At 48.0% G+C, this 14485-nt stretch carries 9 protein-coding genes and 1 pseudogene; 6 read left to right on the forward strand and 4 right to left on the reverse strand.

Annotated elements, in window-relative coordinates; translation table 11 throughout:
* Positions 1-51 precede the first annotated feature (51 nt).
* Together ACO08K_RS31200 and ACO08K_RS31205 are read left to right on the forward strand one after the other, a co-directional pair.
* Positions 52-1812: pseudogene (locus ACO08K_RS31200) on the forward strand (glycoside hydrolase family 9 protein).
* A gap of 59 nt (positions 1813-1871) precedes the next feature.
* On the forward strand, positions 1872-2756 hold the full coding sequence (locus ACO08K_RS31205; RefSeq protein ID WP_421800424.1) for a TraB/GumN family protein: 885 nt from the start codon (positions 1872-1874) through the stop codon (positions 2754-2756).
* Positions 2757-2875: 119 nt separating this feature from the next.
* On the opposite strand, the gene ACO08K_RS31210 is transcribed toward ACO08K_RS31205, so the two are convergent.
* The 4 genes from ACO08K_RS31210 to ACO08K_RS31225 form a co-directional block, all read right to left on the reverse strand.
* Positions 2876-3934 carry a fatty acid desaturase family protein gene (locus ACO08K_RS31210; protein WP_421800425.1) on the reverse strand — a complete coding sequence of 353 codons (1059 nt, stop codon included), beginning with the start codon at positions 3932-3934 and terminating at the stop codon, positions 2876-2878.
* Between the two features lie 281 nt (positions 3935-4215).
* Positions 4216-5892, reverse strand: a complete 1677-nt coding sequence (locus ACO08K_RS31215) for an N-acyl-D-amino-acid deacylase family protein (protein ID WP_421800426.1) — start codon at positions 5890-5892, stop codon at positions 4216-4218.
* 43 nt (positions 5893-5935) lie between these two features.
* Positions 5936-6403 carry a GNAT family N-acetyltransferase gene (locus tag ACO08K_RS31220; RefSeq protein WP_421800427.1) on the reverse strand — a complete coding sequence of 156 codons (468 nt, stop codon included), beginning with the start codon at positions 6401-6403 and terminating at the stop codon, positions 5936-5938.
* Between the two features lie 133 nt (positions 6404-6536).
* Complete coding sequence (locus ACO08K_RS31225; RefSeq protein ID WP_421800428.1) at positions 6537-7775, reverse strand: serine hydrolase domain-containing protein; 1239 nt, start codon at positions 7773-7775, stop codon at positions 6537-6539.
* A gap of 324 nt (positions 7776-8099) precedes the next feature.
* On the opposite strand from ACO08K_RS31225, the gene ACO08K_RS31230 reads away from it, so the two are divergent.
* The 4 genes from ACO08K_RS31230 to ACO08K_RS31245 all read left to right on the forward strand — a co-directional run bounded on the left by ACO08K_RS31230 (position 8100) and on the right by ACO08K_RS31245 (position 14403).
* Positions 8100-10508 carry a TonB-dependent receptor gene (locus ACO08K_RS31230; protein WP_421800429.1) on the forward strand — a complete coding sequence of 803 codons (2409 nt, stop codon included), beginning with the start codon at positions 8100-8102 and terminating at the stop codon, positions 10506-10508.
* 8 nt (positions 10509-10516) lie between these two features.
* On the forward strand, positions 10517-11596 hold the full coding sequence (locus tag ACO08K_RS31235; protein ID WP_421800430.1) for a DUF4249 domain-containing protein: 1080 nt from the start codon (positions 10517-10519) through the stop codon (positions 11594-11596).
* A gap of 3 nt (positions 11597-11599) precedes the next feature.
* The gene (locus ACO08K_RS31240; protein WP_421800431.1) at positions 11600-12721 is read left to right on the forward strand and encodes a DUF4249 domain-containing protein; all 1122 of its coding nucleotides are present in this window, start codon (positions 11600-11602) and stop codon (positions 12719-12721) included.
* A gap of 92 nt (positions 12722-12813) precedes the next feature.
* The gene (locus ACO08K_RS31245) at positions 12814-14403 is read left to right on the forward strand and encodes an amidohydrolase (RefSeq protein WP_421800432.1); all 1590 of its coding nucleotides are present in this window, start codon (positions 12814-12816) and stop codon (positions 14401-14403) included.
* Positions 14404-14485 lie beyond the last annotated feature (82 nt).

The following is a 14485-nucleotide window of genomic DNA, read 5'->3' on the forward strand; positions in this document are numbered from 1 at the left end:
TGCTTTGGGCAAAGCGCTTATCTTCACCTCATCACAACAAAAAAGCACATCATGCAAGCAAGATCGTACAGCCTGGCAATCGCACTAATATGCACACTGTTTTGCAAGGGCCAAACTCAGTCTATCCACCTCAACCAAATCGGCTTTTACCCCTCCGCTCCCAAAATAGCCGTAATTGCCCCCAGCATTTCCAATACCCGTTTTTTTATCCTCGATCTGGCAAAAGGAGACACCGTCTTTCGAGGCCAACTCGGTGCCTCACGCCCCAATCCCCTCTCTGGGAAAAGCAGCCAAATTGCGGACTTCAGCAGCCTGCAAAAACCGGGTAAATTTCAACTCCACCTGGCCGATGGAACCCACTCCTTTACTTTTTCCATTGCAGCAGCAGTGCAGCAGGATTTAGCAAAGGGAGTGCTCAAAAGTTATTATTTCCAACGCATGTCAACTGCTTTGCCTGTTGCCTATGCAGGTGTCTGGGCTCGCCCCTTTGGCCATCCCGACGATAAGGTTTTAGTGCATCCTTCGGCGGCATCAACAGCCCGGCCTGCCGGGTTTGAAATTTCAGCCCCGGGTGGTTGGTACGATGCAGGCGACTACAACAAATACGTGGTCAACTCGGGTATCACCACCTCTACCCTGCTGTCCTTATATGAAGATTTCCCAGAGTACTGCCAAAAGCTCAACACCGGTATTCCCGAAAGCCAAAACTAGCTCCCCGATTTGCTGGACGAGATCCTCTGGAATCTGCGTTGGATGCTGAAAATGCAAGATCCCAACGACGGTGGGGTCTACCACAAGTTGACCAACCCCAGTTTTGACTCCATGCGCATCATGCCCCACGAGGCCACCAAGCCGCGTTACGTGGTAAAAAAAACGACAACAGCTGCACTGAACCTGGCGGCAGTCGCGGCGCAGGCAGCCCGGGTTTTGCGGCCTTTTCAAAACCAATTGCCCGGATTGGCTGATTCTTGCCTACAGGTAGCCCGTAAAGCCTGGGATTGGTCCATCCAAAACCCCAATGTGCTTTACCAACAAAACGATCTCAATAAAAATTTCGAACCGGATATCGTTACCGGGGCTTACGACGACCGCTCCGCTGCAGATGAGTGGCTCTGGGCTGCTACAGAGCTCTTCTTAAGCACTGGAGAGCAACAATATCAATCGCGGATCGAATTCAAGCAGGCATTGCGTGTACCCAGTTGGAATCAAGTGGCTACCTTGGCAGCTTTAGCGCTGGCACGCAATACAAAAGGTATTCCAACCAAGGGGCGAAAACCGGCCCGATTGGCCATTCAAAAACTCCAAAAACTGGCCGACTCCCTTTTAATGGGTTTGGATCAGCGGCCTTATCATACTGTGATGGGCAAAAGCGCCAGCGATTTTGTGTGGGGTAGTTCTGCCGTTGCCGCCAATCAGGCCATGGTCTTGTTACAGGCCTATCGGTTGAACAAAAAAGCTGCTTACCTACAAGGGGCCTTGCACAACCTGGATTATTTGTTGGGCCGCAATGCTACAGGTTATTGCTTTGTGACAGGTTTTGGCCACAAATACCCCCGACACATTCACCATCGTTTGTCGGAGGCAGATGGGGTGGCGGAACCCGTTCCTGGCTTACTTTCTGGTGGCCCCAACCCTGGCAAACAAGACAAATGCCCCGGCTACCCTTCCAATGCGCCTGATGAGTGCTTCATCGACGATGCTTGTTCTTATGCTTCCAATGAAATCGCCATCAACTGGAATGCGCCGATGGTGTACTTGGCAGTGGCCATCGAAGCGTTGGCGCAGAAAGGAGCATTTAAAAGTAAAAAATAAGGTAGTATTGTAATTCACAGCTGAATCCGTCGACTGATATAGCAAAAAATCGACGACTAATGAATCAGAGACTATACAGTTTATTGTGGCTACTGGGCACGATCCTGGTATTTTTTGCGGGCTGTAAAACCAGCGAAACCGCCGCTGTAAAAAGCGAGAACTCGCTGCTGTGGAAAATTGAAGGCAAAAACCTAAAAACACCTTCTTATGTACTGGGCACCATCCATCTTTTGCCTCAAAAGGATTTTTTCCTTAGTGAGACCATGAAACTGGCTTTAGCCAGCACCCAACAGGTTGTACTGGAACTGGACATGGACGATCCCGCAATGGGCATGAACATGCTTCAAAACGCCAGCATGAGTGAGGGCAACACGCTGGATAAATTACTTTCCGAGGGAGATTACCAACAACTGGATGCAATTTTCAGAAAAAGTACCGGCGTTGGCCTCGAAGCGTTTAATAAATGGCAACCCATGCTGGTGGCTTCGGTGGTAATGCAACAAATGATGGACAATCAAACGGCTTCCTATGAGATGACCCTGGTTCGCATGGCTCAGGAAGCGCAAAAAGAGGTGAAAGGATTGGAGAGCATTCAGGAGCAAACCGAGGCGATGGCGACCATCTCCTACCCTCAACAGGCCAAATACCTGAGCGAAATCCTCAATGGTGCCGACAAACAGAAAGCTATTTTTGGCAAAATGGTGGAATTGTACAAATCGCAGAACATCAATGCCTTGCTAGACTATATTGTTGCGCAGTCGGGTGGAATTGATTTTAGTACGGTTCTGTTGAATGAACGCAACCACAAGTGGATTCCCAAGATTGCTTTGTTTGCTGCCGAAAAGCCGACTTTTTTTGCGGTAGGTGCCGGGCATTTGCCGGGAAAAGATGGGGTGCTGGCTTTGTTGCGGAAGGCGGGGTATCGGGTGACGGCGGTGTTGTAATGCTAAGGTGCCTCTTAGGTGCCTCAGGTTTCTTAGGTGGTAAATTTATATTCTGCTTCGCAGAGGGGATTTTTCTCACCACCTAAGAAACCTGAGGCACCTAAGAGGCACCTTAGAAATTATGCTGGAACTACGTGAGCGACATCCATCTTCTGAGTCCTCGCCTTCAACAATTCCACTATCTCCTCCTTCGATTTAAACGTCCCGTTAAAATTCACCACATGATCCGCTAGAGCATCGTATTTCTTTTGCATCAACAAGATAAAAACCCTCAGAAAATCCAGGTTCTCAAAAACCAGGGCCTTGTTGTCGGCATACTCTTGATGGTTTTGCATCAGGTGGTTCGGATGTTCAGTCCAATGCAAATGCGGGTAGATGTGGTGGCTAATGTGGTAACCATCATTCCAACATTTGTGGTTGTATTTGTGGTTGATACAAGTCCCACTGTTTTTGTAGGGGTTTTCGGGATCCTCGGCATCTACAAAAGAGTGCTGGGACCAGTTGCCCAACATGGCAACGATGCGGAAAACAAACAGGGGAAAAATGAACGCAAAGAAGGTTGCCGTAAAATTGACAAAACACAAAGCGATTACTGTACCGTAAAATACAATTTCACCTGCCATGATACGGGTCATAAAAAACTTGCGCTTTTTTGCCCGGTGATAGAGGTACAAGTTGTATACCCCAAACAAGAGGAAGCGGCCAACGTACTTGCCAAAGTCCCGCATATCATCTCTTTGGTATTGCAGGGTAGAACTGCCGTCCGTCTCCATGTTATTTTCTGCGTGGTGCATCCCGATGTGGTGCGCACGGTATGTTTCGGGTGTGTGTCCGAAGAATGGCGCCAAAAACCAGGGCAAATAGTTGTTCAGAAACTCGTATTCTTTTTTGAACAAAGGCCGGTGAATGGCACAATGCAACATCAAGCCAAAAGGCCCCTTGAAGTACAAATGGTTGAGGTAAAAATGGGCTACAAAAACCAGTCCCCAAATCCAGCCTTGGGTCAGGTACAACAAAACAGTTAAAGGAACCAAAGTCAAGGAAATCCTCAGTGTAAGGTGCATGAGGGGCAAATCGCGCGGATCTTTAAGCAGACTTACCCAAAAGTGATCCAGAAAATTCATTGGCTTGCGCGCACTGATCGGATCATGAATGGTAATTTGTGCAAAATCTCTCATTAAAATCGTAGTTTAAGTATTGAATAAAAGTGTAAAAAACAAAAATTCAGGTTAAAAGAGTGGTTTACTCATCACCGCAACAATCGCGGAATAAGCCATTCGATCATTTAGGAATCATTTTCGGAAAGGTGCAAGATACGCATTATTAGCCTCTTCGCCCATTAAATTGCTTGAAGGCCAATTTAGTAAGCAAAAATAGGCCTAAACGTACTCGTCTGGGAGTAAACAACGGGTTTTGTACGCTATTGTTCAAAAATTTGGATGGGTCAAGGCACTGGTTTTCACTTTGCACCTGGTCCTTTTACAAAGCGCCCTGCTGGTTTTCCCGTGGGCTCTCCATTCGCCAATACCTGAATGCCATTGACAAAAACATGTTTGACGCCCACTGCATATTGGTGGGGGCTGTCAAAGGTGGCTTTGTCGGCAATGGTTTTGGGATCAAATACCACCACATCAGCAAAATAGCCTGGCGCCAGTTTTCCCCGTTTGGGGATTTTGAGGTTTTCACAAGGCAAGGCACTCAAGCGACGGATGGCCTCTTCCAGGCTAATCACCTTTTCCTCCCGTACATATTTGCCCAGTAAGCGCGCAAAGTTGCCATAAGCCCGTGGGTGGGTGCTCGATTTCAAGAAGTCACCCTCTGAAGCCAGTGCTCCCGCATCTGAACCAAGGGAAACGTAAGGCAATTTGATTTGTTTTTTCACATTGTCTTCTGACATCAGGAAGTAAACGGTACCCACCCGGCTACCATCCTGAATGACCAGGTCGCAAGCGGTTTCTTCCGGGCTTTTGCCCCGAATTTTACTGACTTCCGCCAGGGTTTTGCCTGTAAATTTTTTGAGCGAATCTGCCCGAAAACCCACTAGCAGCAGTTTTTCTGCCGAACCTGCGGCAAAGTACAGGTTCTCCCAATCCTGAGCATCGGTTTTCATTTCGGCGATGATGCGCTTGCGGGTAGTGGGGTTTTGCAGGCGTTTCACCCATTCGCCGTAGCCCCCTTCCTGTGCCCAGGTTGGCATGGCGGCATCCAGGCCAGTTGCACCAGCGGTATAAGTGTACATGTCGGCGCTGATTTTTAGTCCGGCCTTTTGGGCACTGTCGATTTTGGCAATCACCTTGTCCATTTTGGCCCAGTTGTTCTTGCCAGCAGCCTTCAGGTGGTAGATTTCAGCAGGAATGTTGGCATCGCGGGCAATGCGCAGCACTTCATCTACTGCTTCCAGCAATTTATTACCTTCGCTGCGCATGTGGGTGATGTACATGCCGCCGTATTGTGAAGCCACTCGACTCAGGGTAATCAATTCTTCAGTGGAGGCATATGTAGCGGGAGCATAAATCATCGATGAGCCAATGCCTAAGGCCCCTTCCTCCATCGCTTGCCGCGCCAGCATTTGCATGTTTTTTAATTCCTCAGGTGTGGGTTGGCGGTCTTCATAACCTATTTCGTGGATGCGCAGGGTGGTTGCGCCTAAAAAAGAAGCCACGTTGGGGGCTACACCCTTTTTTTCCAAGGTTTGCAGGTATTCGCCCAGAGTAGTCCAGGTAATGTCGTATTTGATGTCGCCTTGGGAGCCGGCTTCATCCTTTTTCATTTGTTCATTCAATGGCCCCATTGACCAACCTTCACCCATTACTTCCAGGGTAACCCCTTGTTTGATGTCGCTCAAGCCACGGCCATCCACCAACAAACTTTCAGTACCCCAACTCAGCATATTGACAAAACCAGGGCTAAGTGCCATGCCTGCTGCATCTACTTCCGTTTTACCCTTGCCCTTGAATGAACCCATTGCGGCAATGGTGTCTCCACTAATGGCTAAATCGCCTTGAACGGGTGCCGCTCCACTTCCGTCGTAGAGGGTGGCATTGCGGATGACGAGGTCGTATTGAGTAGTGGGTTGGCAGGAAAAATTGATGGCCAACAGGCTGATGAAGCCCAAAAAACGAAAGGATTGACTCATGAGTGCAGGTATTTCCCGCTAAGTTAGTGAATAAAAGTAATATTCACTCCAAGTCCTTCACCATCCGATAATTCACAAATACCAAGCCTTTCCACTCCTTGCGGTTCTCTTTTTCTACGACATAACCTTGCTGGTCAAAAAAAGGCTTAGCGGTAATGCTGACATCGGAGTCAATTTTGGCCATGCCCAAGGCTCGTGCTTTTTCCTCCAGAATGCTCAAAAGAGCTGTGGCAATGCCTTCGTTTTGGTGTTTGTCGTGCACAAAAATGTGATCCAGGTATCCTTCAGGGGTGAGTGAAATAAAACCCAACAATTCGCTGTCCTCAGTTTCAGCAACCCAAAAATAAAGGCTGTCGATTTTACTTTGCCAATACTCCTGGTCCAGTGCGGCTTCGGCCCAAGCTTGGATGTGTTCGGCAGAGTAATCTTTGGAATTGACATTATTGACGGTGGCGAAAAACAGGCGGGTAATGCCGGTTAAATCATCAGCTTGAGCTGGGCGAATGTGCATAGAAAGGTTGTTATTTCGTTGAGAAGGTTGAGGAGGTTGAGGAGGTTTAGGCTACCGCAGAGACTTAGACAAGGACATTGTCAAAATCGCTGCGGTAGCCTAAACCTTCTCAACCTCCTCAACCTTCTCAACTTTATCGACTTTGGTAACTCAAAGCAGCTTTGTATTTCCCTACGCTTTCCCACTCCTTGATGTCGTCGGCGCGAAAGCGATAAAAATCAAAGAAGGAAGGAACACAAGAGCTGGCAATTGGGCTTGGGTTATTGAACAGAATACAGATGCCAATTTTTTCTTTGCGGTCAAAAGCGAGTTCGCTGCGGTAACCATTCACGTAACCACCATGATAGATGAGGGTATCTGCCCCACAATCCAGTACCCGCCAACCCAAGGCGTAATAGGCGTCACGCATGGGTGCCCAGTGCGGGAAGACCCGGCGCTCATTGCTGGTTGTAATGATTGGCGTAAACACATGATCCAGGGTAGTTTTGCTGACAATATCCGGGCGATTGCCCATCAAAACCTGCAACCATTTGCCCATATCAGAAATGCTCGCGTTGATGCCTCCAGCTGCTGCGGTGTTGTAGTATTTGGTGGTAATGTCCATCCGCCCGCCCAGGTTATCATGGGGAAAGGATTTGTCCTTGGTTTTGACCATGTCCCGGTAAGAAATGGAAGAAGACCTCATTCCGGCAGGTTCAAAAATTCGCTCCTGTATGAGTTCCTGGTACGTTTTTTGGGTGGTGTTGTACATCACCTCTTCAATCAAGCTAAATACGACGTTTTGGTAATTGTACAACTTGCCCAATGGCGCTGCCGGGCGCACGCGGTACAGGCGCGCGGCAATTTTGTTCAGGGTCCAATCATTTTCTACCAGATCAGAATAAGTATGGTAAGGCATCCCAGTTGTGTGGGAAAGCAAATGAGTAATCGTAGCGTTTTCGGTATGGTCGGGCGTGGAGAGTTTGAATTCCGGGTAATGTTTTTTCACCCGATCGTTCCAGCCAAATTGCCCATCTTCAACCAACATCCCACTCAAAACACCAGCAAAACCTTTGGACAATGAACCGATTCGGAATACCGTATTGACGTCAACGGAGTCGCGCACCCGTGAATTTTTGACCCCAAAACCACGCATGTACAAAATGGAGGTGTCTTTCACGATCACCACCGCAGCACCTGGGGTGCGGGAACCTTCCATGGCCTTCTTAAAAAACTGGTCAAAATTGTTGACCACCTCGCGCAAGTGAGGGTTCTCCAGGTTTTCTGGCAGGTACTTCAACTCGCGTTTTTCGGATAATTCGTTTTTTGGCCAAAAATAAGGTATTGCCAACATTGCCACCAACGCCAATAGCGTTTTACCACTCCATCGCATAATCTTTTAATTTTTTGGTATTCATGGAATTAAAAAACAAAAAAGGGCATTGAGGTTTTAGGGACTGAGAAGTTTAATGCTTTTTTAACGGAATAGCCTATCTTTTACTTGTCGCTCTGTCTACTTTCTTTTTAAGAATGCAGAAAAAAACGAAAAGTTACACTTAGCTTGGATTTTTTTTAGAATTAAGTCGAACGTCTTGTACCTTCGGATATTGCCATTTGGTCTGTTTTTTTTGCCTGATTACCGACTCAAAAGCTCATTCGTTTGGCTGTTACAAGATTAGCAACTATTTTGAAGCGCACATTGATCACAACCACCTACATGAGTCGTAAATTTACAACATCGTTCTTGCTTGGTTTGAGTATCCTGTTTTGTTCATCTTTACATGCTCAAGAAGCCGGAAAAACCCAATCTTTTACCGTTTATGGAAATGTAATTGATTCCATCACGCAGGAGCCCATCAGCGGAGCTGCTGTATTTTTAAATGAAAGTCGAGCCGGAGCCTATACCGATAAAAAAGGCTTTTACGGTATTCCTACTCCCCCAGGATCCTACACCCTCCGCATTAGTTATCTGGGGTATGCCGCCAAAGTTATCCCCATTCAAGTGGATAAAAATGTCATCATGGATGTGGTACTCAGCAAAGACGCCAAGTTTTTGGAAGAGGTCACGGTGATCAGCAGCAAACCAGAAGAAAATGTGCGCAGCACCGAAACCGGCGTAGCGCAACTCAGCATCCGCAGTATCCGCAAAATTCCCGCTTTCATGGGGGAAATCGACGTGGTGCGCAGTTTACAAATGTTACCGGGTGTAAGTACGGTTGGGGAAGGGGCCACTGGATTGAATGTGCGAGGAGGTAGTATTGACCAAAACCTGGTACTGATGGACGATGCTCCGGTATTCAACAGTTCTCACCTTTTTGGTTTTTTTTCCATTTTTAATCCCGACGCAGTACGCGATGTGACCCTATCGCGGGGAGGTGTCTCTGCAGAATATGGGGGGCGTACTTCCTCGGTATTGGATGTCAGACTAAAAGATCCAGACCTGGAAAAAAGAACTTTATATGGTGGCATTGGTTTAATTTCCAATCGTTTAGGCTTGGAAATGCCTTTGATCAAAAATCGCCTGGCCATTTTAATTTCCGGGCGAGGTTCATTTAATGATTTTTTATTCAAACTTGGCCCGGATAACATTCAAGGGACGGTGGCAAATTTTTATGACTTGACCGGGAAAATTCTGTTCAAACCGAGTGAAAAAACCCGCTTGTCTTACACCTCCTACAATAGTTTTGATGCCTTTAAATTGCCTTCTGATTCTTTAAATACGGTAAATGTAAATGCCAGCTCGTCGCGCTATGAGTACCGGACCTACAATCAGACCTTGCGCTTCAACTGGTTTGTGAGTAAAAATGCCTCGGTTACCCTTACCGGAGTGCAAAGTATTTACAAAGCCAATACTACCGTTCCTGATTCCAGCATTGCCTTCGACCTGAGTTCGGGCATCCGCTTGCGAGCACTCAAAGCGCGCTATGTACACACAGGAGAAAAAAACAATCTTTCTTTTGGCCTCGAAAGCACCAATTACCAAATCGACCCCAACCGACTGGTGCCGGGGCCTTATTCCAATATTTTGGCCATCGATATTCAACGGGAATTGGCGCGTGAGTCTGCGGCATACCTGGAAAATGAATGGAAACTCAGCACGCAATTTTCAATCATTGCAGGCTTGCGGTATTCCTTTTTTCAACGATTGGGGGCAGATACCGTGTACCGCTATGCCCCGGAGTCGATTCGTATCGACGAGAATGTAGAGGAAACGCAGGTCTTTTCCAGTGGTAAAGTATCCAAATCCTATGGTGGTATTGAGCCCCGGCTTTCGATGCGTTACAGCTTGAATGACAATACCTCCATCAAGGCCAGTTACAACCGGATGCGGCAATACGTGCAGTTGATTTCAAACACTACCGCCGCCCTGCCTACTGCGCGTTGGGGCAGTAGCGACCTGAATATTTTGCCACAAATTGCTGATCAGATATCGGTAGGGTTTTTCAAAAACCTACAGGAAAATCGCTGGGAGACTTCCGCAGAGTTGTACTACCGCAAATCCCAAAATTTTCCAGACTACCGTGATTTGGCAGATTTAATCTTCTCCAAAAACCTGGAACAGGAAATCATCCAAGGGGAAGGAAAGGCTTATGGTCTGGAATTGATGGCCCGCAAAAACAATGGTTTTTTGACGGGTTGGGTAACCTATACTTATGCCCGTACCCAAATTAAAGTAGACCCTCGTTACGAATCCATCCACAACTATACCGGGGCCTGGTATCCGGCCAACTACGACAAGCCGCATACTTTGAATGTAATGATGAACTACCGTACGGCCATCAATGTCACTTTATCGGCCAATTTCACTTACAGCACGGGGCGCCCGGCTACCTATCCTTATGGCCGTTTTATTGCAGCAGGCAACACGGTTCCACTTTATCCGAATCGGAATTTGCAACGCATTCCCGATTATCATCGCCTGGACCTTGCCTTGATCGTTGAGCCAAACCCCAACCGCATCCGCAAATGGAAAGGCACCTGGGTATTGTCGGTCTACAACTTGTATGGCCGTAAAAATGCCTACTCAATTTATTTCGCCCTCAACCAGCGCCAACAAACCAATGCCAACAAATTGGCCATTTTTGGCTCAGCTTTTCCATCCCTTACTTACAATTTTAAATTTTAAACCAACTCATGAAATTGCAGAATATTCTGTTGCTGTTGTTTTTGGGGCTAAGCCTTTTTACCTGTATCCAACCTGTTGATCTGGATGTACCTGATCGTGACGATGGAATTGTGGTAATGGCCAATTTGACTACGGTAAAAGGCCAACAAGAGGTACGCCTCACCCGCCTGGCCAGGTATGATACCCGGGCGCTCAACTATCCGGTTACAGCTGCGAAGGTATGGGTGCTGGATGATGCAGGTCAACGCCAGGATTATGTTGAAGACGCAAAAAATCGGGGATGGTATTTCCCCGCAAACCGTGAATTTGTAGGTGAGGTTGGTAAAACTTACGTATTGCACATTTTGACTTCGGATCAACGCAAATATGAGTCCAATCCAGAAACCATCCGACCGATTGCTCCAATCACCAAAGTTTATCCAGAACCCATTCAACTGGAAGATGCCAAATTGGGCGATCCCATTATTGGTTATAACATCCTATTGGACACAGAAGATTCTCCCAATAAAGGAGATTATTACCGCTGGAGCTGGGTTCATTACGAACAACTGGTGTATTGCCGCCAATTTGAAGGGGTTCCTTATGGTGGTGGTGCCGAAACGCTGGTAGGTCTTACTTGTTGTGAGCCTTGTTGGGACATCGTTCGTTGTTACCGCAATTGCACCAATGTATTATCGGATGCCCTGGTGAATGGCAAAAAAATCACCCGCCAGCCCATCACCAATGTACCCTACTGCAATCGGGACTATTACATCGAGATTCAACAACGGGTGATCTCTCGTGAAGCTTACAATTATTGGCGTGCGGTGAATCAGCTCTCCTCCAATAATGGCAGCCTTTTTGATGCGGCTCCGGCAGCCATTCGGGGCAATGTCAAATGCACCAGCAATCCCGAGGAAGAGGCCTTTGGTTTGTTTGAGGCCAGCTCCCTAAGTGAAAACGGCTTCTTTATAGAACGAACCCAATCGGCTGTACCTGCAATTGTGAACTGCGCTCCCTATCCGGTGACTGCAAATCCATTGACGTGTGCTGCCTGTGTGGAAAGTGCTTTTCGAACCAAAATCAAACCAAAATTCTGGACGAAATAAACCATGAATATCCCAAATCCTGCTTCTGCCCAGCTACGGAAATGGAAATCCCTGTGTTTGCTGCTGTCCCTCGCCGCAGTTCTAAGTACTTGTGTTAACCCCTTAGAGGTGGAGGTCCCTGATGAGCTGCAAGGACTGGTGGTTAATGCCAGCCTGACTACTTATCCGGGTTTACAGGAAATTCGGTTGTACAAATCTGCAGCCTTTACCACTCGTGCTTTGTACTATGCGGTTACCAATGCGCAGGTTTGGGTGGAAGACGAGTTGGGACAAAGGCAGTTTTTTTTTGAAAGCGTCAAAAACTCGGGTATATACTTGCCTCAAAACCGGAATTTTGTCGGGGAAATCGGCAAAACATACGTGTTGCACATCAGTACCAGCGACAACCAAACTTTTGCTTCAAAACCAGAAAAATTAAAAGGGACACCTCCCATCAAAAAAATATATTCTGAAGCAATTATCTCCGAAGACCCGGTAATGGGTCAGGTGCTGAGTGGGTATAAAATCTTGTTGGATACCGACGATCCCGCATCCAAGGGGGATTACTACCGCTGGTCCTGGGTGCATTACGAACGCCAGGGCTTTTGCCTTACTTTTGACGGAATTCCTTTTGGGGGTAATTTGGCAACTCGAATTGGTATTGCTTGTTGCGAGACCGAATGTTGGGACATCCATCGTTGTTACCTCAACTGTACCAATGTTTTATCTGATGCCTTGGTCAATGGTCGAACCATTTCCCGACAACCTCTGCACTCCATCCCTTATTGTCCCCGAGATTATTACATCGAAGTCCAGCAGCGTTCAATTTCCAGGGATGCCTACAATTATTGGCGCACCGTAGATCAACTTTCCAGCAATAATGGTAGTATATTTGATGCAGCCCCAGCGGCGGTGCGTGGAAACATGAGTTGTACGAGCGACACGACACAACAGGTTTACGGCTTGTTTGAGGTAGCTGATATTTATGAAACCGGGGTGTTCATTGATCGTATTCCGGCCCAATTTACCATACCTACATTATTTACTTGTGAGCCAACCCCCATCAGCGCCAATCCCTTTGAGTGCAGGCCCTGTGTAGAAAGTGCTTTCCGCACCAGGACAAAACCAAAATATTGGACGAAGTAGCAGCAGCCCTACGTGGCTGCTAGCACCCATTGATAGGATTGATATTACAAATAGGGCAACCACCAAGGGTTGCCCATACAAACCGGATTAGTATGAAAAAAACAGTACACACATTGCTCCTCATCCTGAGTTTGGTGAGTGGAGCCTTGGCCCAAACATCCAAATTGACCACCGAAAAAATTGAAGCCCTCAAAAAAGAAGTGGCCGAAAAAGTGCAGAGCCGCGCTAAACTGGCGCAAGTCATGGTTGACAAGGTGTTTAGTTTTGCCGAGTTGGGTTTTCAGGAAGTGGAAACCTCCAAGTACCTCACGGGCATTTTGCGCGAAAATGGGTTTAGCATCGAGTCGGGCATTTCCGGAGTACCTACGGCCTGGATGGCCAGTTGGGGCAGCGGCAAACCCGTCATTGCCATCGGCAGCGACTTGGATTGTATCCCCAAGGCATCACAAAAGCCGGGCGTCGCTTACCACGATCCCATCGTAGAAGGAGCCCCCGGGCATGGCGAAGGGCACAATTCGGGGATCCCGCTCAACATCATCGCGGCCATTACCGTCAAGGAAATTATGGTCCGGGAAAAAATTCAAGGTACCCTGGTTTTATGGCCTGGGGTTGCTGAAGAACTAGTAGGCACCAAAGCCTTTTTCACCCGCGATGGCTATTTCGACAAGGTCGACGCCTGTATTTTTACCCACGTGGGTAGTAATCTGGGGGTATCCTACGGACAAGCGTCTGGCACAGGGCTGGTGTCGGTAGAGTACGAATTTGAAGGTGAAGCCGCCCACGCCGCGATGGCGCCCTGGCGTGGCCGCAGCGCACTCGATGCCGTAGAATTGATGAGTATCGGCTGGCAATATTCCCGCGAGCACCTGGATCCGCTGCATCGCTCGCACCACGTGATCAAAAATGGTGGTGATCAACCCAATGTAGTGCCATCCAAAGCGAGCATCTGGTTTTATTTCCGGCACATCACCTACCCCCAAATCATGGACTTGTACAAACGCGCCAACCGCATTGCCGAAGGTGCAGCCTTGATGACTGATACCAAATTGACCTCGCGGGTATTGGGCTCGGCCTGGCCCCGTCACTTCAACCAGGTGATCGCCGAAACAATGTACGAGAACATCAAGAAAGTGGGTTTGCCGACCTGGTCCGAAGCTGACCAAACCCTGGCTCGCGCCATTCAAAAGGAAGTGAAATCACCCCGGGATACCAACGGCATGTCGAGCAAATTGGATACCCTCGGCCAACCCGTGCGCAACCCGGTCAGCGGTGGATCTGACGATATTGGCGACATTTCCTGGAAGTTGCCCACCATCACCTTGAGCTATCCTTCCAACATTCCTGGTTTGCCGGGACACCACTGGGCCAACGCAGTGGCTATGGCCACCCCAATTGCGCATAAAGGTGTAGTGGCTGGTGCTAAAGCCGAGGCGATGACCTTGCTGGATTTGTTGCTCAAGCCAGAATTGATCACCAAAGCCTGGGAATACTTCCGCACCGAACAAGGTATGAAACAGCAGTACATCCCCATGGTGAATCCAACGGATAAACCAGCCGTGCACCTGAATACGGAGATTATGGAAGAATTCCGCCCGAAATTGGAGAAGTTCTATTACGATGAGAAGAAATATGGAAGTTATCTGGAGCAGTTGGGGATTAAGTACCCGGTGGTGAGGAAGTAACTACAGCTTCTTTGAGTGCATGACAAAATCAGGGCGACGCACCGTAGAGACGCACGGCCGTGCGTCTCTACAACCCGGCATC

It is taken from the genome of Haliscomenobacter sp. (genome assembly GCF_965225875.1).
Lineage (GTDB): Bacteria > Bacteroidota > Bacteroidia > Chitinophagales > Saprospiraceae > Haliscomenobacter.

Excerpts from the sequence above, each read along its gene's own strand:
- ACO08K_RS31235 (WP_421800430.1), top strand. The coding sequence starts at position 10,517 with ATGAAATTGCAGAATATTCTGTTGCTGTTGTTTTTGGGGCTAAGCCTT.
- ACO08K_RS31245 (WP_421800432.1), top strand. The coding sequence starts at position 12,814 with ATGAAAAAAACAGTACACACATTGCTCCTCATCCTGAGTTTGGTGAGT.
- ACO08K_RS31230 (WP_421800429.1), top strand. The coding sequence starts at position 8,100 with ATGAGTCGTAAATTTACAACATCGTTCTTGCTTGGTTTGAGTATCCTG.
- ACO08K_RS31220 (WP_421800427.1), bottom strand. The coding sequence starts at position 6,403 with ATGCACATTCGCCCAGCTCAAGCTGATGATTTAACCGGCATTACCCGC.
- ACO08K_RS31205 (WP_421800424.1), top strand. The coding sequence starts at position 1,872 with ATGAATCAGAGACTATACAGTTTATTGTGGCTACTGGGCACGATCCTG.
- ACO08K_RS31225 (WP_421800428.1), bottom strand. The coding sequence starts at position 7,775 with ATGCGATGGAGTGGTAAAACGCTATTGGCGTTGGTGGCAATGTTGGCA.
- ACO08K_RS31215 (WP_421800426.1), bottom strand. The coding sequence starts at position 5,892 with ATGAGTCAATCCTTTCGTTTTTTGGGCTTCATCAGCCTGTTGGCCATC.
- ACO08K_RS31240 (WP_421800431.1), top strand. The coding sequence starts at position 11,600 with ATGAATATCCCAAATCCTGCTTCTGCCCAGCTACGGAAATGGAAATCC.
- ACO08K_RS31210 (WP_421800425.1), bottom strand. The coding sequence starts at position 3,934 with ATGAGAGATTTTGCACAAATTACCATTCATGATCCGATCAGTGCGCGC.